This is a genomic window from Phenylobacterium sp. VNQ135 (assembly GCF_049445735.1).
In the GTDB taxonomy this organism is placed as follows: domain Bacteria; phylum Pseudomonadota; class Alphaproteobacteria; order Caulobacterales; family Caulobacteraceae; genus Phenylobacterium.
Genome location: NZ_JBMSDS010000001.1, coordinates 17,394 through 37,785, shown reverse-complemented (window position 1 = coordinate 37,785; position 20,392 = coordinate 17,394). Strand labels below are relative to the sequence as shown.

Sequence of the window (20,392 nt, the reverse complement as noted above, 5' to 3'; positions counted from 1 at the left end):
CGTGCGCCGCCGGCCCTCGAGTGTTAAAGGAATGGAGGGACGTCACCCTAGTATAAACACCTAAGTCCGGAGATCTGCCGGACGCCGTACGATCGAGAAGACCGCTCCGGCAGGGACGTATATTGACCGAGGGCCTCCACAGCGCCGCCTCTGACGACGCCCTGTTCGGGCTGTTCGACCGCCTGCGCGACCAGGTCGCCCAGGCCGAGCGCCGCGCCGAGGCCGCCGATCCCGCCCAAGCCGCCGCCCTGCTGGCGGAGCCCCGCGCCGCCGCCGCCGCCGGCGCCCGCCTCGCCGCCGATATCGCCGCCCAGCACCCCGGTCTGGATGTGCTCCGCCGCGTCGCCGCCGAACTCGCCGACAGCGCCGATCGCCTCGACGCCCGCATCGCCGAGGCCGAAGCCGATGTGGCCCGAGCGCTCGCCCGCCTGACCGGCCCGCTCGACCGTTGGGATGCCGCCGCCGCCGCTCGTGACGCCCGCCTCGCCGAAGTCGTGAGCGGGGGACTCCGGGCCGCCGACTCGCCTCGAGCCCCCCCGCGGGCCGCGAGCGAGCAGCCGTCTGTCCCGCCGCGGGCGACGGCTCCGCGTCACGGCGCCCGCTCCGCCGCCTTGCTGCTCTCCGCCGGTGTCGCCTGCCTTGGTCTCACGACCCTTGCCGTCGTCTTGGAGCCGCCGTTCTCCCTTGCTCCGCAAGATGCCGTGAGCGCTCCCGCGAACATCGTCCTACGCGGTCCAATCCTCGTCGCTCCGCCGCGCTTCGCCGCCCTGGATGAGCACGCTCCTCCCAGCGGCGCTCCACCGCTCTCCGATGCGGAGGCTCAGCAAGCGCTCGCGTCGGCGATCGCCGCGGCCGAGCAAGGCCGACCGGGGGCTGTGGCTCGCTTGCGCACCCTCGCGGAAGCCGGGGCGTCCCGCGCGCAGATGTATCTCGCCAAGCTCTACGAGAGCGGGAAGGGTGTGCCGGTCGACAGTGCAGAGGCGCGGCGCTGGACCGCAAGGGCGGCCGACGCGGGCGACGCGGTGGCGATGCACAACCTGGCGCTCTACTACTTGGAAGGTCGTGGCGGGCCTCGTGACGAGGTCATGGCCGCCAGCCTGTTCAAACGTTCCGCCAGCGCCGGCGTCGCCGACTCGCAGTTCAACCTGGCGCTGCTCTACGAAGCCGGGACGGGCGTCGACCGAAATCTTGTCGAAGCCTATCGGTGGTTCCAGGTGGCGGCCAACGCGGGAGACCTGAAGGCGCGCGAGCGCGCTGTGTCCTTGGAGACGCGCCTGTCGCCGAAGGAGATGTCAGGCGCCGAGCGGCTGGCCGCCGCCTTCCGCCCCGGCATGGCGGAACCTGACGAGACCGTGCTGATTCCTGGCGCAGCCACCATCGCGGAATCCCAGAAGAAGCTTGGCCGGCTGGGCTTCTACATCGGGCCTACCGACGGCCAGGATACGCCCGAGTACCGGCAAGCGGTGAACGCCTATCGAAAGAGCCAGCGAACGCAATCCGCGGCGGCGGCCTCAGCGGGTCAGCCCTAGGGCGTCACGAGGATCTTCACGTGGGCTTCGGGGTCGGCGAGGGCGGCGAACGCACCAGCCACGCCTTCGAGGCCGACCTGACCCGTCACAAGATGGGACACGTCGATCACCCCTTCAGCGAGGTGGCGCAGGGTGGTGGCGAACTCCTCAGGCGTGTAGCCCAGTACGAAGGTGAGCTCGATCTCCTTGGTGATGGCGATCGAGGGTTCGATACGATCCGTTTCCATGCAGACGCCCGCGACGACGATCTGGGCGCCGGCGGGCGCGGCTTCGATCAGCGCCTGGAGCACGCCGGGCGCGCCGACGCATTCGAAGACCACCGGTCGAGCGAAGCTGCCGCCCATCATCTGCACCATGGATTGGGCGGCGCGGGTCTTGGGCACGCCCAGTGCTTCCCAGCGGTCGTGCGGATCCTCGATGGCGGGGTCGATGACGATGTCTGCGCCCAGACGCTCGGCGGCGGCGCGCCGGCGCGGCGAGAAGTCGGCGGCTATCACCGGGCCGTGACCCTTCGCCTTCAGCGCTGCGATGACCGCCAGCCCGACGGGGCCGCAGCCCACCACCAGAGACGCGGATTTGGTCTCCAGGCGCGCCTTCGCGACCGCATGCAGCCCGACGGCGAACGGTTCGGTCATCGCGGCGTGCTCGGTCGGTAGGCCGTTCGGGACCTCCAGGACCATGGCCTCGGACAGGACCATCCGCTCCGAGAAGCCGCCCGGCAGGCGGTTCGAGAAACCCAGCAGCTCGACACCGGTAGAGGCCATGACCGCCGGCACGCTGACCACGCGGGTCCCCGCCTTCAGCGTCTTCGGAGACCCGGGTCCGTGGTCGAGGATTTCGGCGCAGAACTCGTGCCCGAAGACGGTGTCGGCGCGCGGATCGAATCCGTTGTCCGGCGCGCCCGCACGACGTGAGAGATCGATCATGTGCTCCATGTGATGGAGCGCGTGCAGGTCGGACCCGCAGATGCCGCAGGCGAGGGTGCGCACCAGGACCTGGCCGGGTTCCGGGATGACCTCGGGGACCTCGTCACAGACGAGCTGCTTGTTGCGACGGACGACGGCCTTCATGCGTTTCTCTGTTCCCTCGCGGGCGGCTCTTGGCGGCCGCGCTCGTCATTCTTGTAGAGCCTAGTCTTATCCCCTAACCCTCGCGCCTTCGGAATCAACAACGAGCGGAGCCTCCTCATGAGCCTCGCCTTCCTCTTCCCCGGACAGGGCAGCCAGGCTGTCGGCATGGGGCAGGACCTGATTGAAGCGTTCGCCTCGGCTCGCGAGGTGTTCGAGGAGGTGGACGAGGCGCTGAAGCAGAAGCTCTCCACCCTGATGCGCGATGGTCCCGAAGATCAGCTCACCCTGACCGAGAACGCCCAGCCGGCCCTGATGGCGGTGAGCGTCGCAGTCATGCGGGCTCTGGAACGCGAATTCGGCGTCGCGATCGACAAGGCCGCGTTCGTCGCCGGCCACAGCCTCGGCGAATACTCGGCATTGGCCGCGTCGGGTGCAATCAGCGTCTCGGACACGGCGCGGCTTCTGAAGCTGCGCGGCCAGGCGATGCAGCGGGCCGTACCGGTGGGGCAGGGCGCGATGGCCTCGCTGATCGGCCCAAAGACCGATCTTGCGCTGGCGGAAGAGGCGGCGAAGGCTGGCGCCGAGGTGGGCGTCTGCGTCGTGGCCAACGACAACAACCAGGGAAATGTGGTGATCTCTGGCGAGAAGGCCGCGGTCGACTGGGCCATCGAGAAAGCCAAGGAGTTGGGCGCTCGGGCGATCCCGCTGAACGTGTCGGCGCCGTTCCACTGCCCGCTCATGCAGCCGGCCGCCGACGAGATGGCCGAGGCCCTTGCCGAGGCGGCGATTTCGGCGCCCCGCGCGCCGGTCGTCGCCAACGTCACGGCGCGGCCGACGAACGATCCGGAGGTGATCCGTGGTCTCCTGGTGGAACAGGTGACCGGCCGTGTGCGCTGGCGCGAGAGCGTCCAATGGATGGCCGGCGAGGGCGGGGTCACTCGCTTCGCCGAGGCGGGCGCCGGCAAGGTTCTGTCCGGCATGGTCAAGCGGATCGCGCCCGACGCCGAAGCGGTTCCACTGAACGGCCCCGCCGACCTCGAAGCCTTCGCCAAGACGCTCTGAAGGGAAGACCCCAGATGTTCGACCTGACCGGCAAGACCGCGCTCGTCACCGGCGCGACCGGCGGCATCGGCGCCGAGATCGCCAAGGCTTTGCATGCGCAAGGGGCGCATGTGGTGCTGTCCGGCACCCGCGAGCCGGTGCTGCAGGAACTCGCCACGAGCCTGCGCGAGCGGGTGTCCATTGCGCCCGCCAACCTCTCCGACGCCGCCGCGGTTGACGGGTTGCTGGAGGCGGCCGAGAGGGCCGCAGGCGCGCCGATCGACATCCTGGTGGCCAACGCTGGCATCACCAAGGACGGCCTCCTCCTGCGGATGAAGGACGAGGACTGGGAGGCGGTTCTGAAGGTGAACCTCGAGAGCTACTTCCGGCTCAGCCGGGCGGCCGTGAAGGGGATGATGAAGCGCCGTAACGGCAGGATCATCGCGATCACCTCGGTCGTGGGCGTGATGGGCAATCCGGGTCAGGCGAACTACGCCGCATCGAAGGCCGGGATGATTGGGTTCTCCAAGGCGCTGGCCCAGGAGGTGGCGACGCGGGGAATCACCGTGAACTGCGTGGCGCCGGGGTTCATCGAGAGCCCGATGACCGACGCGCTGAACGAGCAGCAGAAGACCCAGATCCTCTCGACCATTCCCGTCCAGCGCCTAGGGCGCGGGAGCGAGATCGCGTCGGCCTGCGTTTATCTCGCCAGCGACGAGGCGGCCTACGTGACCGGGCAGACCCTGCACGTGAATGGCGGAATGGTGATGATCTGAGGCTCGCCAAAGTCCAGAGGAACATGCTACGGCCCCGCCGACCTTGATCACCGAAAGCGGCGGTTGACTTCGAAGTCTCCGTCGTCGATGCAAGCACCTGACTAAGCCCTGAGGGACCTACCTAATGTCCGACGTCCTTGAACGCGTCCGTAAGATCGTCATCGAACATCTCGACGCCGATCCCGAGAAGGTCACCGAGAAGGCCAGCTTCATCGACGACCTCGGCGCCGACAGCCTCGACAACGTCGAGCTGGTGATGGCGTTCGAAGAAGAATTCGACATCGAAATCCCGGACGACGCGGCGGAGCACATCCAGACCGTCGGCGACGCCGTGAAGTTCATCCAGGAGCGGCTCGGCGCCTAAGGCGCTCGAATCGCTAGAGAATTCGACCGCCGCGGCTTCCCTTAGACCGGAGACCGCGGCGGTTTTCATTTGAGGGTCACCCATGCGTCGAGTGGTCGTCACCGGTATCGGCATCCTGAGCCCGCTGGGCCAGGGGACCGAGCTGACTTGGAAGAAGGTTCTGGCGGGGACGTCGGGCGCGGGGAAGATCACCGCCTTCGACACGACGGACTACGCCTGCCAGGTCGCGTGCGAGGTGCCGCGGGTCGACGGACGCGGCGGCGGCGGGCCCGACGTGCCCGGCAGCTTCGATCCGGACGCCACCATGTCGGCCAAGGACCGCCGGCGGGTCGACGACTTCATCCTCTACGGCATCGCCGCGGCCGACGAGGCCGTCCGTGACGCCGGCTGGACGCCCGACGACGAGGAGAGCCGCGAGCGCACGGGCGTGATGATCGGCTCGGGCATCGGCGGCCTGGGCACCATCGCCGACACGGCCATCGAGCTGCACGAGAAGGGCCCCCGCCGGGTCAGCCCGTTCTTCATCCCCTCGGCCCTGATCAACCTCGCCAGCGGCCAGGTCTCGATCAAGTACGGCTTCAAGGGCCCGAACCACGCGGTCGTCACCGCCTGCGCCACGGGCGCTCACGCCATCGGCGACGCGGCCCGGCTGATCAAGTACGGGGACGCCGACGTGATGATCTGCGGCGGCGCCGAGGCCAGCGTCGTGCCGGTCGGCATCGCCGGCTTCATCGCCTGCCGCGCCATGGCCACGGCGTTCAACGACACGCCCGAAAAGGCCAGCCGCCCCTACGACAAGGACCGCGACGGCTTCGTCATGGGCGAGGGCGCCGCCGTCCTCGTGCTGGAGGAACTGGAGCACGCCAAGGCCCGCGGCGCGAAGATCTACGCCGAGGTCGCGGGCTACGGCCTGTCGGGCGACGCCTACCACATCACCGCCCCCGTCGAGGACGGCGACGGCGGCTTCCGGGCCATGAAGGCGGCCCTGAAGGACGCCGGCATGACGCCGGGCGACGTCGACTACATCAACGCCCACGGCACCTCGACCATGGCCGACGGCATCGAGCTGGGCGCCGTCGAGCGCCTGCTGGGCAACTCGGCGCCGGGCAAGGCGATGAGCTCCACCAAGTCGATGACCGGCCACCTGCTGGGCGCCGCCGGCGCGCTGGAGGCGGCGTTCTGCCTGCTGGCCATCCGCGACCAGGTGGCGCCGCCGACGATCAACCTCGACAACCCCGACGTCGAGACCAAGCTCGATCTCGTGCCGCACAAGGCCAAGCCGATGAAGATCGACGTCGCCATGTCGAACAGTTTCGGCTTCGGCGGCACCAACGCCTGCGTGATCTTCAAGAAGTACGCGTGAGCCGCCGGCCCGCCCGCCGCAGCCTAGGCCTCGCCGCCCTGGCGGCGGCGGGGGCGGCCGTCCTGCTCGTCCTTGTCGGGCTGTGGAGCTACGGCGGGCCCGGCCCCAAGGCCAGGTCGGGCGAGGTGACGGTCGTCGTGCTGGAGCGCGGCTCGGGCCTGGCCCGCATCGCCTCCGACCTGAAGGCCGCCGGCGCCATCAACTCGGCCGGCCTGTTCGCGTTCGCGGCGCGGGCCACGGGGGCTGCGGCCGAGCTGAAGGCCGGGGAGTATGAGTTCGCCTCGGGCGCCTCGATGGCCAGCGTGCTCGCCGACATCCGCGCCGGCAAGGTGGTGCGCCACCTGATCACCATCCCCGAAGGCTGGACCAGCGGCATGGCCGCCGAGGCGGTGAACCGCCAGCCGGTGCTGACCGGGACGGCCGTCGAGCCGCCCGAAGGCTCGCTGCTGCCCGACACCTATCAGGTGCAGCGGGGCGACGACCGCGAGGCGGTGATCGCCCGGATGCGCAAGGCCCGCGATGACCTGATGGCCGAGCTGTGGCCCAAGCGCCAGGCGGGCCTGCCGTTCGACAGCCCGGAGGAGGCGGTCACGCTGGCCTCCATCGTCGAGAAGGAGACCGGCGTCGCCGCCGAGCGGCCGCGGGTGGCGGCGGTGTTCGTCAACCGGCTGCGCAACGGCATGCGGCTGGAGAGCGACCCGACCATCATCTACGGCGTCAGCAAGGGCCGCCCGCTGGGCCGCGGCCTGCTGGCCAGCGAGGTCGCCGCCGTGACGCCCTACAACACCTATCGCGTGGACGGCCTGCCGCCGACGCCGATCGCCAATCCGGGCCGGGCGTCCATCGAGGCGGTGCTGAACCCGCCGAAGACCGACGAGCTGTTCTTCGTGGCCGACGGCACGGGCGGGCACGTGTTCGCCAGGACCTACCCCGAGCACCAGGCCAACGTCGCGCGTTGGCGGGCGGTGGAGCGCCAGCGCGCGGCGGCGGCGCAGGGGAGATAGAGGGGACCGCGGAAAGCGCGGAAGGGCGCTGAAGGAGACGCCGCGGGAGCGGCGGCTCAGTCATTTTGGACCACCAAGGCGCCAAGGACACCAAGGATCAGCGCAGACCGAGCCTTCTTGGTGATCTTGGTGTCTTGGTGGTTTTCTGACGGCTTCGCCGTCGCGCAAGCGGCGCAGGTCCAGCTTCCGCGTCGATCCGCGTTTCCGCGGTGATTCAAGGGATTCGAACGAGGTTCTCACGTATGGCCATTTCGGGGATGACCGGGTTCGGCAGGGCCGAGGGGGCGCTGGGGGCGTGGACCTGGGCGGCGGAGGCGCGCAGCGTCAACGGCCGGAACCTGGAGGTGCGGTTCCGCGGGCCGCCGGGCTTCGACAGCCTGGAGCGGGCGGCCCGCGAGGGCGCGCAAGGCCGCTTCCAGCGCGGCCAGGTGACGGTGGGCGTGCAGGCCAAGAAGTCCGAGGCCGCGAGCGCCGTGCGGATCAACCTGGAGCAGCTCGAGCGGTATCTGGAGGCCTCGCGGCCCCTGGTGGAGGCGGGCCGCGCGGCGCCGCCGTCCATGGACGGGCTGCTGGCCCTGCGCGGCGTGATCGAGGCCGACGACGGCGAGCAGGACCCCGAGGCCATGGCGGCGCTGGAGGCGGCGATGGCCGCCTCGATCGGCGGGGCCCTGGACGGGCTGCTGGCGGCGCGGCGGCAGGAGGGCGGCCAGCTGCTGGGGGTGCTCCAGGGCCAGCTCGACCGCATCGCCGAGCTCGTGACTCATGCGGGCGGACAGGCGGCGGGGCAGCCCACGGCCATCAAGGCGCGCTTCGAGGCGCGGATGAAGGAGCTGGCGGGCGAGGCCGCCTCCGAGGAGCGGATCGTGCAGGAGGCCGCCGCCATGGCGGTGAAGGCCGACGTCCGCGAGGAGCTGGACCGGCTGGCCGGCCACGTGGAGGCCGCCCGCGGCCTGCTGGCCGCCGACGGCGCGGTGGGTCGCAGGCTCGACTTCCTGACCCAGGAGTTCATGCGCGAGGCCAACACCCTGTGCTCGAAGTCGGCGCTGCCCGCGCTGACCGCGACGGGGCTGGACCTGAAGGCGACCATCGAGCAGTTCCGCGAGCAGGTGCAGAACGTGGAGTAGGGCGGGGCTCGCTTCCGGGACGCCGCGGCAGCGGCGGCTCCAGTTCAGTGAACCGCCAAGACGCCAAGGACGCCAAGGGTCGGCGCCCACAGAGAGCTCCTTGGCGATCTTGGCGTCTTGGTGTTTTGACGGCTGCGCCGTCGCGGGCGGCGGATCGTCCGGCGGTGGCCGATTTGAGGGTTGCTCTCTTCCTTTGCGGCGCTTTCCGGTGTCTCAAGGAGCGGGTTTGGAGGGTTGAGTCCCGGTGAGTTTGCACGACGAACATTCGCGGCCGTGGGAGACGGTGCGGCGCGGCATGCTGCTGCTGATCTCCAGCCCGGCGGGGGCGGGGAAGACCTCGCTGTCGCGCCGGCTCGTGGCCGACCACTCGGACCTGGAACTGTCGATCTCGGCCACCACCCGGCCGCCCCGGCCGGGCGAGGAGGAGGGGCGCGAGTACTACTTCAAGACCCGCGACGAGTTCGAGGCCATGATCGAGGCCGGCGAGTTCCTCGAACACGCCACCGTCAACGGCAACTACTACGGCACGCCCAAGAAGCCGGTGCTGGACGCCCTCGAAGGCGGCCACGACGTGCTGTTCGACATCGACTGGCAGGGCGCGCGGCAGATCGCCGAGAAGCTGCCCGACGACAGCGTCCGCGTCTTCATCCTGCCGCCCGTGTGGAGCGACCTGGAACGGCGCCTGCGGGCCCGCGCCCAGGACAGCGACGAGGTGATCGAGGCCCGCCTCAGGCTCGGCCGCGAGGAGATCGCCCACTGGACCGAGTACGACTACGTCATCGTCAACAAGAACTTCGACCGCGCCTATGCGGACCTCGGCCACATCTACCGCGCCGAGCGGATCAAGCCGGGCCGGAACCCCTGGCTGCCCGGGTTCGTGGAGGGATTGCTGAGCGAGTAGGGGCGGGCGTCTCCTCGTGACTCAAAAGCGAAGTTGGGAAGGTCCGCTCGTCGGCGTCATGCTCAGCGCCGGCGACCAAGTGGCAGGTCTGGCGCTACGCTGACTTCGCATCCGTGGCCCGGGCGTGGCGAGCGGGGACTGCTGGGTCGCTAGCCGACCTTCCGCCTAACAGCTGGTCGCCCGAACCGGCATGTCGTTCGGAAGTTTGAACTTGAGGTCGAATTGATAGCGGCGGCCGGCTGTTGGCGTGCCGTCCTCGAGACGGCGCGGGACGCGCATCGCGGTCGCCAGCTTCACGACGGCGGCGCCGAACTGGCACCCCTGAGGGGTCTCGTCCGATACGGTGCAGTTGATCAGGTCGCCGTTCTTCGCGATGTCGCAGAGCGCCGTGGCGCGGCCTTCCACGCCGGCGCGTTGGGCGACCTCCGGATAGAATCGCGGCGAGCCTGATGGTTTGAGGGCCGGCTTGACGTCCTTCACCGTGAGAGGCAGCGGCTCTTGGGCGAGCGCGGTCGAACTCATCGCCAGCACGAGCGCCGTGAGACTTGCCGCCAACTTGCCGCCTGACATCGCCGCTCCCCCATCCCCGGGGAAAGTCTAGCCCGCCGTCGCCATCGCCGGAACCCCGCCGCTCCCCGCCGGGTTGGCTGAGTCCACCAGCCGAGAGGGAACGACTGCGATGTCCATCATCGACAAGGCGCTGGGCGCGGTGACGCCGCCGGAGAGCGAGGCGGCGCGGGCCAAGGCGACGCGGGAGGCGCGGGCGCTGGCTTCGCCGGGGGACTGGCTGTCGCTGGCGCTGGACCATCACGACGAGATCCGGGCGGGGTTCGAGGCCTGCCGCAACGCCAAGTCCGGGCCGGAGCGGGTGCGGGCCATGCAGGCGCTGGGCCTGGTGCTGAACGGCCATTCGCTGGCCGAGGAGGTGGTGCTGTATCCGGCGTTTGCGAAGGCCGGGCACAAGCCGGCGACCGGCCTGGCCTATACCGAGCAGACGACGGCCAAGATGCAGATGGCCGAGCTGGAGCGGATCGATCCGACCACCAAGGAGTGGCAGGACAAGCTGGAGCACATCCGGGGCGCGGTGCTGCACCACATCTTCGAGGAGGAGAGCACCTGGTTCCCGGCGCTGAAGGCCGACTATGACGACCAGGCGCACCTGGACCGGCGTTTCCGCGAGGAGTCGGACCGGCATGTGGTGGCGCCGGCCAAGGCGGTGATCGCCGAGGCGCGCACGATCGGAAGCGAATCCCGCCCCGGGCGCTAGCCGCCTGCACAGTGTGTGACCCGTTCGCCACGGATGTGTGCATGCGGCGCCGCAGCATCTTGCATGCTGGGCGCCGTGAGCTAGATCGCATGCATGCATCGTCGAACTGTCGGCGCCGCCGTGGCCGGGGCGGCGCTTATCGCGGCGGGACAACCCGCCCTGGCCCAGCCCGCGCCCGCCGATCCCTTCGGCGTGTGGCGCAACCCGAAGGACAACGTCCGGGTCGAGATCAGGCCCTGTGGCGCGGCGGCTTGCGGCACGGTGATCTGGGCCTCGCCGAAGGCCCAGGCGAAGGCGCGCGACGCCGGCACCAAGAGCCTGGTGGGCACCCAGGTGCTGAAGAACCTGGAGCTGGACGAGCGCCGGGGCGTGTGGCGGGGCCATGTGTTCGTGCCCGAGCTGAACCGGAACTTCACCGGCGTGGCCGAGCCCGTCGACGACCGGCGGCTGCGCGCCAAGGGCTGCGTGATCGGCGGCTTCCTCTGCAAGAGCCAGGTCTGGACGAAGATCACCTGAGGCCGGGCGGGCAGGGCGGCGGCGTCAGGCCCTGAGGATCTTCTCCATGGGCCGGCCCCGGGCGAGCTCGTCGATCAGCTTGTCGAGGTAGCGGATCTCGCGCATCAGCGGCTCTTCGACCGTCTCGACGCGGACGCCGCAGACGACGCCGGTGATGGCCGAGCGGGCCGGGTTCATCGGCGCCTGGGCGAAGAAGGTCTCGAAGTCACTCCTGGCGGCGATGTGGGCGGCGAGCTGCTCGGGCGTGTAGCCGGTGAGCCAGAGGATGACCCGGTCGACCTCGGCCTGGGTGCGGCCCTTCTTCCCGGCCTTGGCGACATAGAGCGGATAGACGCTGGCGAAGCTGGTCGCATAGACCCGATGCCTGGTCGTGGTGGTCATCGCCGAACTCCGGTGCGGCGGCGAGGTTAGCACCTTCCGCCTGGAGGGGAACAATCCCGGGAGCGGCCGGTTGGCCTTGCGCAGTCAGAGGAGGCCGCAATGACCAGCCAGAATAAGAAGAACCCCGACCCGGCGCGTGCGGAGCGGGGCGTGCGTCCGGACCATGAGGACGCCTCGCCGCCGCAGACCGACCGCAGCGCCGAGGGGCCGGACAAGGACCGCCAGATCGCCCAGGAGCGGCAGCAGTCGACGGGTCTCGCCGGCCAGAGCTGAGGCGCCGCGCGCCCGGCGGAACCGTCGGGGCGGCCCAGGTGTTGGCGGAGCTTCCCGGAACACAGGAGGCCGCCCATGGGCATATTCTCGGCGATCAAGGACAAGATCTTCGGCCACAAGGGCGGGAGCGGGGGCGGAGGCGGAGGCCAGGCGCAGGCCGCGCCGTCGCCCGGGGCGCAGCCTCAGGTCCAGGCGACGCCGGCCCCGCAGCCGCAGGCCGCGCCGACCGCGGAGCCGGCCGTCGACGTCGAGGCGGTGCTGGCCAGCATGGCCGAGATGCAAGGGGGAGACGGCGGCAACTGGCGGACGTCGATCGTCGACCTGCTGAAGCTGCTGCACATGGATTCCGGCCTGCAGGCGCGGAGGGAACTGGCCGAGGAGCTGGGCGTGCACGCGGGCGAGCACGGCTCGGCCGAGCAGAACACCGCCCTGCACAGGGCGGTGATGAGGAAGCTGGCCGAGAACGGGGGGCAGGTCCCGGCCAGCTTCTACAGCTAGCGGCCTTAGCCGCGTTCGCCGGCGCGGCGGGCGGCGCCCTGCTGCGCGGCGGACTGGGCCGCGGCCGCGGCGGCGGCGGCCTGGTCGGCGGTCGTCTGGGCGCGGGCGGCGGCGGCGTTGGCCGCATCGGCCGCGCTTTGGGCGCTCTGGGCGGCGGACTGGGCGGCCTGGGCCGTCGACAACGCCTGGTCGGCGGTGGCCTGGGCGCGCTCCACCGACGAGACGGTGGCGCAGGCGCTGAGGCTCAGCGCGCCGGCGGCGGCGGCGACGAAGGGAAGGGTGCGGCGGAAGGTCAGCATTCGGGTCTCCCTAGGAGGTTGGAACCGTTGAGGCGGATCACTCGAACTCGCAGGCCGACCGCCCTTACGGCGGGCAGCCGACATAGGCTCAAGCCTGCCGCGTCCAAACGAGCGTGGCCGCAGCCGGTTCCTCCCGGGATTTTGCGGGGTCCGCCGCGCTAGAACTTCGCGTGCAGCGGATGGGCGCCGATACGGCCCTCGGGATCGTCCAGGGCGGCGATGGCGGCGAGGTCGTCGGCGTCCAGCCGGAAGCCGAACACCTCGAAGTTCTCGCGGATGCGGCTGGGCGTCACCGACTTGGGGATGACGATCAGGTCGTTGTCGACGTGCCAGCGGATGATCGCCTGGGCCGGGGTGACCCCGTGCTTGCGGGCGACATTGGCGATCACCGGGTCGGTGAGCAGGCGGCCCTGGCCCAGCGGGCTCCAGGATTCGGTTCGCACGCCGTGGGCGGCGTTGGCCGCGCGGGCCGCCTTCTGCTGGAAGCGCGGGTGCAGCTCGATCTGGTTGAGCACGGGGACCACGCCCGTCTCGCCGACGATGCGCTCCAGGTGCTCGGGCTCGAAGTTGGAGACGCCGATGGAGCGGGCGAGGCCGTCCTTCTGCGCCTGGACCAGCGCCTTCCAGGTCTCGAGGTACTTGCCGCGCCAGGGCGAGGGCCAGTGGATCAGCAGCAGGTCGACCTGCTCCAGGCCGAGACGCTTCAGGCTGGCCTGGGCGGCGCGCAGGGCCTCGTCGTAGCCCTGGTCCTCGTTCCAGACCTTGGTGGTGACGAACACCTCGCCGGGCGGGACGCCGCCGGCGCGCAGGCCTTCGCCCACGCCATCCTCGTTGCCGTAGATGGCGGCGGTGTCGACGTGCCGATAGCCGGCCTCGAGCGCGGTCTTCACCGCCTCGACGGCGACGTCGTTCGGCGTCTGCCAGACGCCCAGCCCCACCTGCGGGATGGCGTTTCCGTCGTTCAGGGCGACAAGCGGCTGCTCGGTCATGGGGGGCTCCACGGATGGGGGAGCCTCACCTAGGTCGCCCGCGGCGGAAGGCAAGGGGGCGGCTCCGCCGGATGCGGAGCCGCCGCCTCGCACCGCCTAGCTCAGGACGACGATCGCCACGCGGCGGTTCTGCGACCGGCCGTCCGGCGTGTCGTTCGGCGCCACCGGGGCTTCCTCGCCGTAGGAGATGGTCGCCATCCGGTTCAGCGCCACGCCCTGCTTGGCGAGGTACTTGCGGACCGCCTCGGCGCGGGCCTCGCCGAGCTGGTCATTATAGGCCTCCGGGCCCGAGGCGTCGGTGTGACCCTGGATCTCCAGGTACACGTTGCGGTTCTCGGTCTTCAGGCGTTCGGCGAACTCGTTGAGCCGCGCCTCGGCCTCAGGCGACAGAGAATGGACGTCCGTGGGGAACTTCACGGAGTCGTCTGAGAGGACCACCTGGTAGAGGAACTTGCCCTCGGCCAGCTTGTGGGCCGCGTTGGCCCGGGCCAAGGCCTCTCCCGCCGTGCCTTCCACCGTGGTGACGCGAGTGTCGACCACCGCCACCTGGTCGCGGACGAACCGATGGCTGGCGCAGCCGCTGGCCGCGATCCCTGCAAAAATCAGCGCGCCGCTGATGGCGGCAACCCTAAGCTTCCCGTCTTTCAAGTCTCTTTTCCTTCTAGCCAAGGCCCCACCCCAAGGCGCTTCGCCGCAGCCAAGGTGCAGTTGGGGCCGTGGCGTCGCCATGACGCGACCGTGGCGAGAACGGGGCAGCTTGACCGTAAGCGCCGCCACGATCCTGACGAAAGCGCGGGCGAGCCTTGGGCGATGGGAGGACGGACGACGACCCGGTCCGCCGGCCGACGACGTCGCGGCGTGGCGATCGCGCTGAGCCTGGCGGCGCACGCGGCGATTCCGTTCGTGCTGATCGCGAGCCAGGGCGACGCGCCGGTCCCGCGCGAGTTCGACCCCATCGTCGTGAGCCTCGTCCAGCCGCCGCCGAAGCCGCCTCCGCCGCCGGAGCCGACGGCGCCGGACCCCGCGGGCGGAACCCCGGCCACGTCGCCCACGCCCGCGCCGTCGCCCACCCCGCCGCCGAAGGCGCGCGCCCGCCCAGCCCTGACCCCGCCGCCGACGGTGCAGCCGCTGCGCGTGGCGGTGACCGAGACGCCGGCGCCCGATCCGCCTCCGGTCGCGACGGTCGGCGAGGCCCAGCTTGCCGGCGCCCGCACGGCCGGTTCGGGGTCGGGGGGCGGCACGGGCAGCGGGACGGGAGACGGGGCCGGCGGCGGCTGCGACATGGTCGAGCGCCTGCAGACGGCGCTGCGCAAGGACGCGCAGGTGCGGTCGGCGATCGGCGCCGCGCACCGGAGCGCCAACGCGGGACGCCGGGCGCTGCTGATCTGGAACGGCGAGTGGGTGCGCAATCCAGGCCAGGAGGGCAAGGGCCTGGCGGGCGTGCGCCAGGCGATCTCGATGGAAGTGGCGTTCGCGCCCGAGGCCTGCCGGAACGAGGCGATGCGCGGCCTGGTGCTGATCTCGATGGCCGACGGTTCGCGCGTGGCGCTCGGCGGCGGAAGCTGGCGCTGGACCGACCTGCTCGAGGCCCGCCGGCGCGGCGGCTAGCTGTTCTTGGCCGGGACGAAGCGGGCCATGAAGAGTTCGCAGGCGCCCGGGTAGCCCTGCATCAGCCGCCGGGCGATGAGATTGCGGGAGGTGATCTCGAGCCGCAGCTCGCAGAAGCGGACCCCATCCTCCGTTTCGATGCTGCGCCGCCAGAGGTAGTAGCGTCGCCCCTCCAGGGTGAGCGCCTCGTCCCAGGGCCCGTAGAGCGCCACGGCCGCATCGGTGGGCTGGCCGTAGAGGGACGACGGCTTCTCGCCCTCGAACTCGGTGGCGCAGCCGCCCAGGGCGAGGGCGGCGAGGGCGAGGAGGGGGCTGAGACGGGCCATGGCCCTAGTTGTAGGCGACCGTGGTGGTGAAGGAACCCGTATAGGCGCCGCCGGCCGAATTGGTGTCGACGATGATCGATCCGCCGACGCCGAAGGTGGCCGAGCCCGCCTGGCCCAGCGCGTTGCTGAGCAGGCCCGTGGTCGCGGAGGGCGTGAGGACCACCTGGATGTTCTCGCTGCCGCCGGTGCGGGTCATGTTGAACGTGGGCGGCACGGTGATCGAGAAGGTCTGGCCGCCTTCGCCGTTCACGGTGTAGGTCGCCCGGCCGGGGGCCGCCTGGCTGTTCGGGTTGCCGGTGTTGAGCAGCGCCCCGCTGCCCGTAAGGCTGCGCGAGCCGTCGTCCTTGTTGATCAGGACGGTGCCCGAGCCGGTCAGCGGACGCACGACGGTGCCGAACGACAGGTCGGTGTTCTTGGTGAGCGTGATCGGCCGGAAGACCGTCACGGTCGAATTGGTCTGGACGCTGGCGGTGTGCTGGGCGTGCGCAGCCGAGGCGGCAGCCGCCGCGGCGGTCGCCGCAAGGGCCGCGATGAAGAATTTCCGAGCCTGAGCCACGTTTAACCTCAGTAGAACCGCAATCTAAACGGGCATCTGGCGCGCTTAGACTTAGCTAAAGTTGTACGGACGGAAACTGTGCCGAAAACTTACAGCGAAGCCGCCTGATACCGACGCTCGTTCATGTTTGCAATCTGGGCGCCAACCCATTCTGGGGAACGCCGGGCGTCGTCATTGTCGTATTAATGCGTACCGACTACCTTGGCGCGATGACGGCGGCGAAACACCTCCTGGCCACGACGGCCTCGATCGGGCTGATGACCGCCTCGGCGGCGACGCCGGCGTGGGCCCAGGCGCAGGCTTCCGTGGTGACGCAGGGCTCGGTGACGATCGTAGACCCGCCGGCCCTTGCAAAGGGCGCGGAGATCTCGGTGGACCCCGTCAGCCGTCCCCGTGCCGGCGGCGTCACTGCAAGGGCGGTCAGCGGCCGCTACGAGGTGAGCGGCGTCGCCGGGGACAGCTACAGCCTGGCCATTCCGTCTTCGCTTAAGCTGATGCGCACGGACGGGGCGGGCGAGGTCCTGCTGCAACTGTCCCCCGCCGGCGCCGTGAGCAGCCTGCCTGGAACGTACGGGGCCCGCGCAAGCGGATCGGTCGCGGTGCAGGGCGCCGTTGGTGTCGACGCCGGCGCGGCGGCGGGCGTCTACAAGGGCTCGTTCCCCGTCATCCTTTCGCTCCAGTAGCCTTATCCCCGAGCAAGGCCCCGGCTTTCCACAGGCTTGGTTAATGCGCCGCTTTGCCGCGGCTCCGAAGCGCGCTTTCGTTAGGCGTCGCATCATCGGCCAAGGGGAGACCGCCCGTGAACGTCGAGGACCTCTCGCCCCCCAATCGGGAACTGCTGCGCGAGGCCCTGCCGGCCGGCGAACTGGTGAACGTGCTGTACGAAGGCGGCGAACGTCTCGACGTCGGTTTCCAGAGGGAGCGGCGCTGCTTCGCCCTCGGCGAACGCGGCTGGCTGGCGTTCGTGGGATGGGACGGCCGCCTGGCGCAGGCCTCGTGCCGCTCGCGCTGGACGCTGACCGAAGCGGCGCAGGCGGTGCTAGGCGGGCGGGGCGGCTAGTTCCCGCGCTAAGGTCCGCCTTGGGTCGATAGCGGGCGTTCGTGAAGTCTGCTGAGGGATGGAAGAGCGCAGCGCTCGCTATCACCCTCTGCAGCTAGCCTGGCTAGGCGCCCTCGATCGCCAAACTAACCCATGGTTGGCGCAGGTGTTCATAGACGGCTTGGGTAGGCCCGCCGGGACCAGCATCCGCAAAGCATCCAATCGCCACTCCGGCATAGCGCGGTCGAAACTCCGGGTACCAAAGGATGTTCGTCCCGCAATCGGGACAAAAGTGAAACTCTACCTTCTGACCGCTGTCGCCCGGACGGCTGAAGGTCTTCGACGTTCCGTTCAGCGTCACCTGATCTCGATCATAGAACACGGCCGCGCTGAAGGCGCTGCCTGTACGACGCTGGCAGGCATGGCAATGGCAGGCGCTGATCTTCAGCGGCTCACCGCGCGCGGTGACCGTCAGTGCGCCACAGGTGCAGGAAGCAGTCCGGATATTCATGGAACAGCAGAATGCTCCAGTACGTCGCCGGCCGCCACTACGCGGCAGCATGATCGTCATCCCAGCGAAGGCCGATCAGGGCGAGAAGCGTAGTAGGGTCGCTATGTTCAGCGTCCGGTCCCGTCCCATCGCGAGTAGCCGGAACATCAGCTTTTCGGCGCTGACTAAGGCTCTGCATTCGACCCGAGGCGGAAGTTCGAAGCTTCACCACCAACGGCGCCCTTCCGAACGTCACGGCCGGGCTTGTCCCGGCCACCGGATGCGGGGGCCGGACGCTGCGGGCCTGCGCCAAAGGTCGGCGTGTCTGGATCCCGGGACGAGCCCGGGGATGACGGTGGGGGGGCTAGGCCGTCAGCGCCAGGAGGGCGAAGGAGGCGAGCCAGTGTTCGCCCATGTAGTCGCCGGCGACGTGGGGGAGGCTGGCGGCGAGGTGGCGGTCGGCGGCGGCCTCGGCGGCGGCGCGGGCCGGGCCTGAGAGCGTGGAGGCGAGCGAACGCCAGCACCAGGCGCGGGAGAGGTTCAGGCCGTCCAGGTGGACGATCTTGCCGTCGGTGCGGTCGGTGACGGTCGCCGGGGTAAACAGGGTGGCCGGCCGCCCATCGGCGATCCCCGGGAGGTAGGCGGCGAACCAGGCGGAGAACTCGTCGGGCGGCAGCAGGCGACGCAGGCACTCGGCGGTCGTGAGCGTCGCGGAGAGGAACTCGTCGAGGGACGGCTCCCAGGCCTGGGCGTCGCGGTCGGCGAGGTGCCACGCGCGGACCTTTTCGGCGAACAGGGCCAGGAGCGCCGGATCGCGGCGACGCGCGTAGTCGGTCGCCATGGCCAGGGCGAAGCTGGTCGAGGAGTGGACGCCGGTGCGGATCGGGTAGGCGGCCTTGGGCAGGAAATCAAAGAAGCGTTGGGCGAAGGCGTCGGCGAGCGGCTGGTGGACGCCAGCCCAAGGCCCGTCGTGGGCGAGGAGCTCGGCCTGGAGCTTGAGCAGCCATCCCCAGCCGTAGGGACGCTCGAAGCCCCGGGCGGAGGGGCGGGCGAGGTAGGCGACCTCGGCGGCCACGTTCTGCGGCGTGAAGGCGGCGTCGAACCGGGCGCGGATGGCCGGCGCCTCCGGGATGTCCGGGAAGAGGCGCAGGATCGTGGCGAGGGTCCAGTAGCCGTGGACGCAGGAGTGCCAGTCGAAGCTGCCGAAATAGATCGGGTGCAGCGCACGCGGCCCCTCGGCGTCCTGAGGACCGTCGAGCACGTGGTCCAGCTTGTTCGGGTACTCGCGGGCGACGTGGCCGAGGGCGATCCGCGCGAAGGACGAGGCGAGTTCGGCGGTGAGCTCAGAACGCGAGGACATACATCAGCACCACATTGACGATCAGCAGCGGCAGGGCCGTCGGGATCTGGGTCTTGATCACCGAATAGCGGTCGGGAAGCTCCAGCAGGGCCGGCGGCACCAGGTTGAAGTTGGCGGCCAGCGGGGTCATCAGCGTGCCGCAGAAGCCCGACAGCATGCCGACGGCGCAGATCACCGCAGGATCTCCGCCGAACCTGTTGATCAGTATGGGCAATCCGACGCCGGCGGTGAGCACGGGGAAGGCCGCGAAGGCGTTGCCCATGATGACCGTGAAGGCGGCCATGCCGAGGCAATAGACGGCGACGGCGGCGAGGCGCGTGTCCAGCGGGATCCAGGCGGTGACGAGCTGGCCGATCAGTTCGCCGACGCCGGCGAGCGCGAAGACGGCGCCGAGGGCCGCGAGCATCTGGGGCAGCAGCGCGGCCCAGCCCACCGTATCCATCAGGCGGCGCCCCTCCTGCAGCGGCGCGAGCGGCGGCTGGCGCAGCAGGACAAGAGCGACCCCCAGGGAGGCGACGGCGGCGAGCGCCAGGGAGATGAGCGTCACCTGCTTGGGGTCCAGCAGCGGCTGGCCGCCCACTTGCACGTGCTTGAGGAGGAAGACGCCGAGCCCGACGACGAGGGGCAGGGTCAGGGCCGGCGCGAAGAGGCGGGCGCCGAAGCGGTCGGAGAGCGCGCGCCGCTCGTCGGGCGAGGTGGTGGCAGGCTGGCCGCGGCCAAGCAGGCCGAAGCCGGCCAGGAGGGCCAGGCCCAACACGACGACGCCGTTGCCGAGGTCGCCGATGCGGTCGCCGGCAAGGAAGCTGGTCGCCACGAGCGCCCAGAACAGCGCATTGCCGAAGCGGCGGGCGTTGGCGCGGTCGCCGACGCTGAGCACCGCGAAGGCGGCGAACAGCAGGCCTGTAAGGACATAGACCGCCGAGAGCGTGATCATGCGGCGTCTCCCCCGCGGGCGTGAACCTTCAGCCGGCGGTCGAAGAGGATCAGCCGGGCGGCGTGGATCAGGAAGGCGGCGATGGCCGTGGGGATGGCCCACAGCGACAGGTGCAGCGGGTCGATGACGATGCCGCTGGAGGCCAGGATGCCGACCATCAGCAGGATGGAGCCGATGGCGATGAAGATGTCCTCGCCGAAGAACAGGCCGATGTTGTCGGTGGCGGCGGCCTGGGCGCGGACGGCCTGGCGGGCGCCGGGATCGAGGGGCCTGCCCTGGGCGGTCTCGGCGGCGGCCTCGGCCATGGGGGCGACGATCGGGCGGATGCTCTGGGCCTGGCCGGCGATGGAGTGCAGGCCGATGGCCGAGGTGATCTGGCGGAAGGCCAGGTAGGCGATCAGCAGCGGGCCCACCGAGACGCCGCGCAGGCCGGCGATCAGGGTCCGGCAGCGCTCCTGCAGGCCGGCGCGTTCCAGCACGCCCACCATCGGCAGGACGAGATAGACGATGGTGATGAACTTGTTCTCGTTGAACGCCTTGCCGAAGGCGGCCAGCACCTCCAGCGGCGAGAGGCCGGCGAAGAGGCCCGTGGTGAAGGCGGCGATCAGCACCACCAGCAGAGGGTTGAGGCGGGCGGCGAAGCCCACGACCACGACCACGACGCCCAGCAGGGTCAGCATTCAG

At 70.3% G+C, this 20,392-nt stretch carries 28 protein-coding genes; 15 read left to right on the top strand and 13 right to left on the bottom strand.

Translation table 11 applies throughout. The features are described from left to right. Positions 1-47: 47 nt before the first annotated feature. Positions 48-593: a hypothetical protein gene (locus ACO2Q0_RS00225; RefSeq protein WP_423349470.1), complete on the bottom strand. Its 546-nt coding sequence runs from the start codon at positions 591-593 to the stop codon at positions 48-50. Between the two features lie 18 nt (positions 594-611). Between ACO2Q0_RS00225 and ACO2Q0_RS00220 the strand changes: the two genes are divergently transcribed. Continuing rightward, positions 612-1,529, top strand: a complete 918-nt coding sequence (locus ACO2Q0_RS00220; RefSeq protein ID WP_423349469.1) for a tetratricopeptide repeat protein — start codon at positions 612-614, stop codon at positions 1,527-1,529. On the opposite strand, the gene ACO2Q0_RS00215 is transcribed toward ACO2Q0_RS00220, so the two are convergent. Then, the gene (locus tag ACO2Q0_RS00215) at positions 1,526-2,599 is read right to left on the bottom strand and encodes a zinc-binding dehydrogenase (protein WP_423349468.1); all 1,074 of its coding nucleotides are present in this window, start codon (positions 2,597-2,599) and stop codon (positions 1,526-1,528) included. The genes ACO2Q0_RS00220 and ACO2Q0_RS00215 overlap by 4 nt on opposite strands. A gap of 117 nt (positions 2,600-2,716) precedes the next feature. Here ACO2Q0_RS00215 and fabD point away from each other — a divergent pair, with 117 nt between their 5' ends. The 7 genes from fabD (at position 2,717) to gmk (ending at position 9,172) form a co-directional block, all read left to right on the top strand. Next, positions 2,717-3,661: an ACP S-malonyltransferase gene (fabD, locus tag ACO2Q0_RS00210; RefSeq protein WP_423349467.1), complete on the top strand. Its 945-nt coding sequence runs from the start codon at positions 2,717-2,719 to the stop codon at positions 3,659-3,661. 14 nt (positions 3,662-3,675) lie between these two features. Further along, positions 3,676-4,416, top strand: a complete 741-nt coding sequence (fabG, locus tag ACO2Q0_RS00205; RefSeq protein ID WP_423349466.1) for a 3-oxoacyl-[acyl-carrier-protein] reductase — start codon at positions 3,676-3,678, stop codon at positions 4,414-4,416. A 124-nt stretch (positions 4,417-4,540) separates the two neighbouring features. After that, complete coding sequence (locus tag ACO2Q0_RS00200) at positions 4,541-4,780, top strand: acyl carrier protein (protein WP_012522113.1); 240 nt, start codon at positions 4,541-4,543, stop codon at positions 4,778-4,780. An 82-nt stretch (positions 4,781-4,862) separates the two neighbouring features. Continuing rightward, a complete protein-coding gene (gene fabF / locus ACO2Q0_RS00195; protein WP_423349465.1) occupies positions 4,863-6,143 on the top strand; it encodes a beta-ketoacyl-ACP synthase II in 1,281 nt (426 codons plus the stop codon). After that, entirely contained in the window at positions 6,140-7,147 is a 1,008-nt protein-coding gene (gene mltG / locus ACO2Q0_RS00190; RefSeq protein ID WP_423349464.1) for an endolytic transglycosylase MltG, read from the top strand. Before fabF ends, mltG begins: the two co-directional genes overlap by 4 nt. A gap of 242 nt (positions 7,148-7,389) precedes the next feature. Then, entirely contained in the window at positions 7,390-8,271 is an 882-nt protein-coding gene (locus tag ACO2Q0_RS00185; protein ID WP_423349463.1) for a YicC/YloC family endoribonuclease, read from the top strand. A 295-nt stretch (positions 8,272-8,566) separates the two neighbouring features. After that, entirely contained in the window at positions 8,567-9,172 is a 606-nt protein-coding gene (gene gmk / locus ACO2Q0_RS00180) for a guanylate kinase (RefSeq protein WP_423350503.1), read from the top strand. A gap of 165 nt (positions 9,173-9,337) precedes the next feature. Here the strand turns inward: gmk and ACO2Q0_RS00175 are convergent, their stop codons facing one another. Beyond that, entirely contained in the window at positions 9,338-9,742 is a 405-nt protein-coding gene (locus ACO2Q0_RS00175; protein WP_423349462.1) for a TonB family protein, read from the bottom strand. Positions 9,743-9,851: 109 nt separating this feature from the next. Here ACO2Q0_RS00175 and ACO2Q0_RS00170 point away from each other — a divergent pair, with 109 nt between their 5' ends. Then, a complete protein-coding gene (locus ACO2Q0_RS00170) occupies positions 9,852-10,439 on the top strand; it encodes a hemerythrin domain-containing protein (RefSeq protein ID WP_423349461.1) in 588 nt (195 codons plus the stop codon). A 93-nt stretch (positions 10,440-10,532) separates the two neighbouring features. Continuing rightward, entirely contained in the window at positions 10,533-10,955 is a 423-nt protein-coding gene (locus ACO2Q0_RS00165; RefSeq protein ID WP_423349460.1) for a DUF2147 domain-containing protein, read from the top strand. A gap of 24 nt (positions 10,956-10,979) precedes the next feature. Here the strand turns inward: ACO2Q0_RS00165 and ACO2Q0_RS00160 are convergent, their stop codons facing one another. Continuing rightward, on the bottom strand, positions 10,980-11,336 hold the full coding sequence (locus ACO2Q0_RS00160; protein ID WP_423349459.1) for a DUF2200 domain-containing protein: 357 nt from the start codon (positions 11,334-11,336) through the stop codon (positions 10,980-10,982). 99 nt (positions 11,337-11,435) lie between these two features. Here ACO2Q0_RS00160 and ACO2Q0_RS00155 point away from each other — a divergent pair, with 99 nt between their 5' ends. Next, a complete protein-coding gene (locus tag ACO2Q0_RS00155; protein ID WP_423349458.1) occupies positions 11,436-11,609 on the top strand; it encodes a hypothetical protein in 174 nt (57 codons plus the stop codon). Between the two features lie 75 nt (positions 11,610-11,684). Next, positions 11,685-12,107, top strand: a complete 423-nt coding sequence (locus ACO2Q0_RS00150) for a DUF3597 domain-containing protein (RefSeq protein WP_423349457.1) — start codon at positions 11,685-11,687, stop codon at positions 12,105-12,107. A 5-nt stretch (positions 12,108-12,112) separates the two neighbouring features. Here ACO2Q0_RS00150 and ACO2Q0_RS00145 read toward each other — a convergent pair whose 3' ends face one another. The 3 genes from ACO2Q0_RS00145 to ACO2Q0_RS00135 form a co-directional block, all read right to left on the bottom strand. Further along, entirely contained in the window at positions 12,113-12,406 is a 294-nt protein-coding gene (locus ACO2Q0_RS00145; RefSeq protein ID WP_423349456.1) for a hypothetical protein, read from the bottom strand. 158 nt (positions 12,407-12,564) lie between these two features. Beyond that, positions 12,565-13,395, bottom strand: coding sequence for an aldo/keto reductase (locus ACO2Q0_RS00140; protein WP_423349455.1), 831 nt, complete (start codon positions 13,393-13,395; stop codon positions 12,565-12,567). 96 nt (positions 13,396-13,491) lie between these two features. Then, complete coding sequence (locus tag ACO2Q0_RS00135; protein WP_423349454.1) at positions 13,492-14,043, bottom strand: OmpA family protein; 552 nt, start codon at positions 14,041-14,043, stop codon at positions 13,492-13,494. A gap of 210 nt (positions 14,044-14,253) precedes the next feature. On the opposite strand from ACO2Q0_RS00135, the gene ACO2Q0_RS00130 reads away from it, so the two are divergent. Continuing rightward, on the top strand, positions 14,254-15,003 hold the full coding sequence (locus ACO2Q0_RS00130) for a hypothetical protein (RefSeq protein ID WP_423349453.1): 750 nt from the start codon (positions 14,254-14,256) through the stop codon (positions 15,001-15,003). On the opposite strand, the gene ACO2Q0_RS00125 is transcribed toward ACO2Q0_RS00130, so the two are convergent. Further along, positions 15,000-15,329, bottom strand: coding sequence for a hypothetical protein (locus ACO2Q0_RS00125; RefSeq protein WP_423349452.1), 330 nt, complete (start codon positions 15,327-15,329; stop codon positions 15,000-15,002). The genes ACO2Q0_RS00130 and ACO2Q0_RS00125 overlap by 4 nt on opposite strands. A gap of 4 nt (positions 15,330-15,333) precedes the next feature. Further along, positions 15,334-15,885 (bottom strand): DUF4402 domain-containing protein, encoded by a 552-nt coding sequence (locus ACO2Q0_RS00120; protein ID WP_423349451.1) that lies wholly within the window; start codon positions 15,883-15,885, stop codon positions 15,334-15,336. Between the two features lie 185 nt (positions 15,886-16,070). Between ACO2Q0_RS00120 and ACO2Q0_RS00115 the strand changes: the two genes are divergently transcribed. Further along, positions 16,071-16,568 carry a hypothetical protein gene (locus ACO2Q0_RS00115; RefSeq protein ID WP_423349450.1) on the top strand — a complete coding sequence of 166 codons (498 nt, stop codon included), beginning with the start codon at positions 16,071-16,073 and terminating at the stop codon, positions 16,566-16,568. Between the two features lie 116 nt (positions 16,569-16,684). Further along, entirely contained in the window at positions 16,685-16,945 is a 261-nt protein-coding gene (locus tag ACO2Q0_RS00110) for a hypothetical protein (protein WP_423349449.1), read from the top strand. Between the two features lie 103 nt (positions 16,946-17,048). On the opposite strand, the gene ACO2Q0_RS00105 is transcribed toward ACO2Q0_RS00110, so the two are convergent. The 4 genes from ACO2Q0_RS00105 to ACO2Q0_RS00090 all read right to left on the bottom strand — a co-directional run bounded on the left by ACO2Q0_RS00105 (position 17,049) and on the right by ACO2Q0_RS00090 (position 20,388). Continuing rightward, positions 17,049-17,495 carry a GFA family protein gene (locus ACO2Q0_RS00105; RefSeq protein ID WP_423349448.1) on the bottom strand — a complete coding sequence of 149 codons (447 nt, stop codon included), beginning with the start codon at positions 17,493-17,495 and terminating at the stop codon, positions 17,049-17,051. Positions 17,496-17,778: 283 nt separating this feature from the next. Beyond that, positions 17,779-18,774 (bottom strand): DUF2891 domain-containing protein, encoded by a 996-nt coding sequence (locus ACO2Q0_RS00100; protein ID WP_423349447.1) that lies wholly within the window; start codon positions 18,772-18,774, stop codon positions 17,779-17,781. After that, positions 18,758-19,708: a DUF979 domain-containing protein gene (locus ACO2Q0_RS00095; protein WP_423349446.1), complete on the bottom strand. Its 951-nt coding sequence runs from the start codon at positions 19,706-19,708 to the stop codon at positions 18,758-18,760. Before ACO2Q0_RS00095 ends, ACO2Q0_RS00100 begins: the two co-directional genes overlap by 17 nt. Next, a complete protein-coding gene (locus ACO2Q0_RS00090) occupies positions 19,705-20,388 on the bottom strand; it encodes a DUF969 domain-containing protein (RefSeq protein WP_423349445.1) in 684 nt (227 codons plus the stop codon). The genes ACO2Q0_RS00095 and ACO2Q0_RS00090 overlap by 4 nt, the downstream gene beginning before the upstream one ends. Positions 20,389-20,392 lie beyond the last annotated feature (4 nt).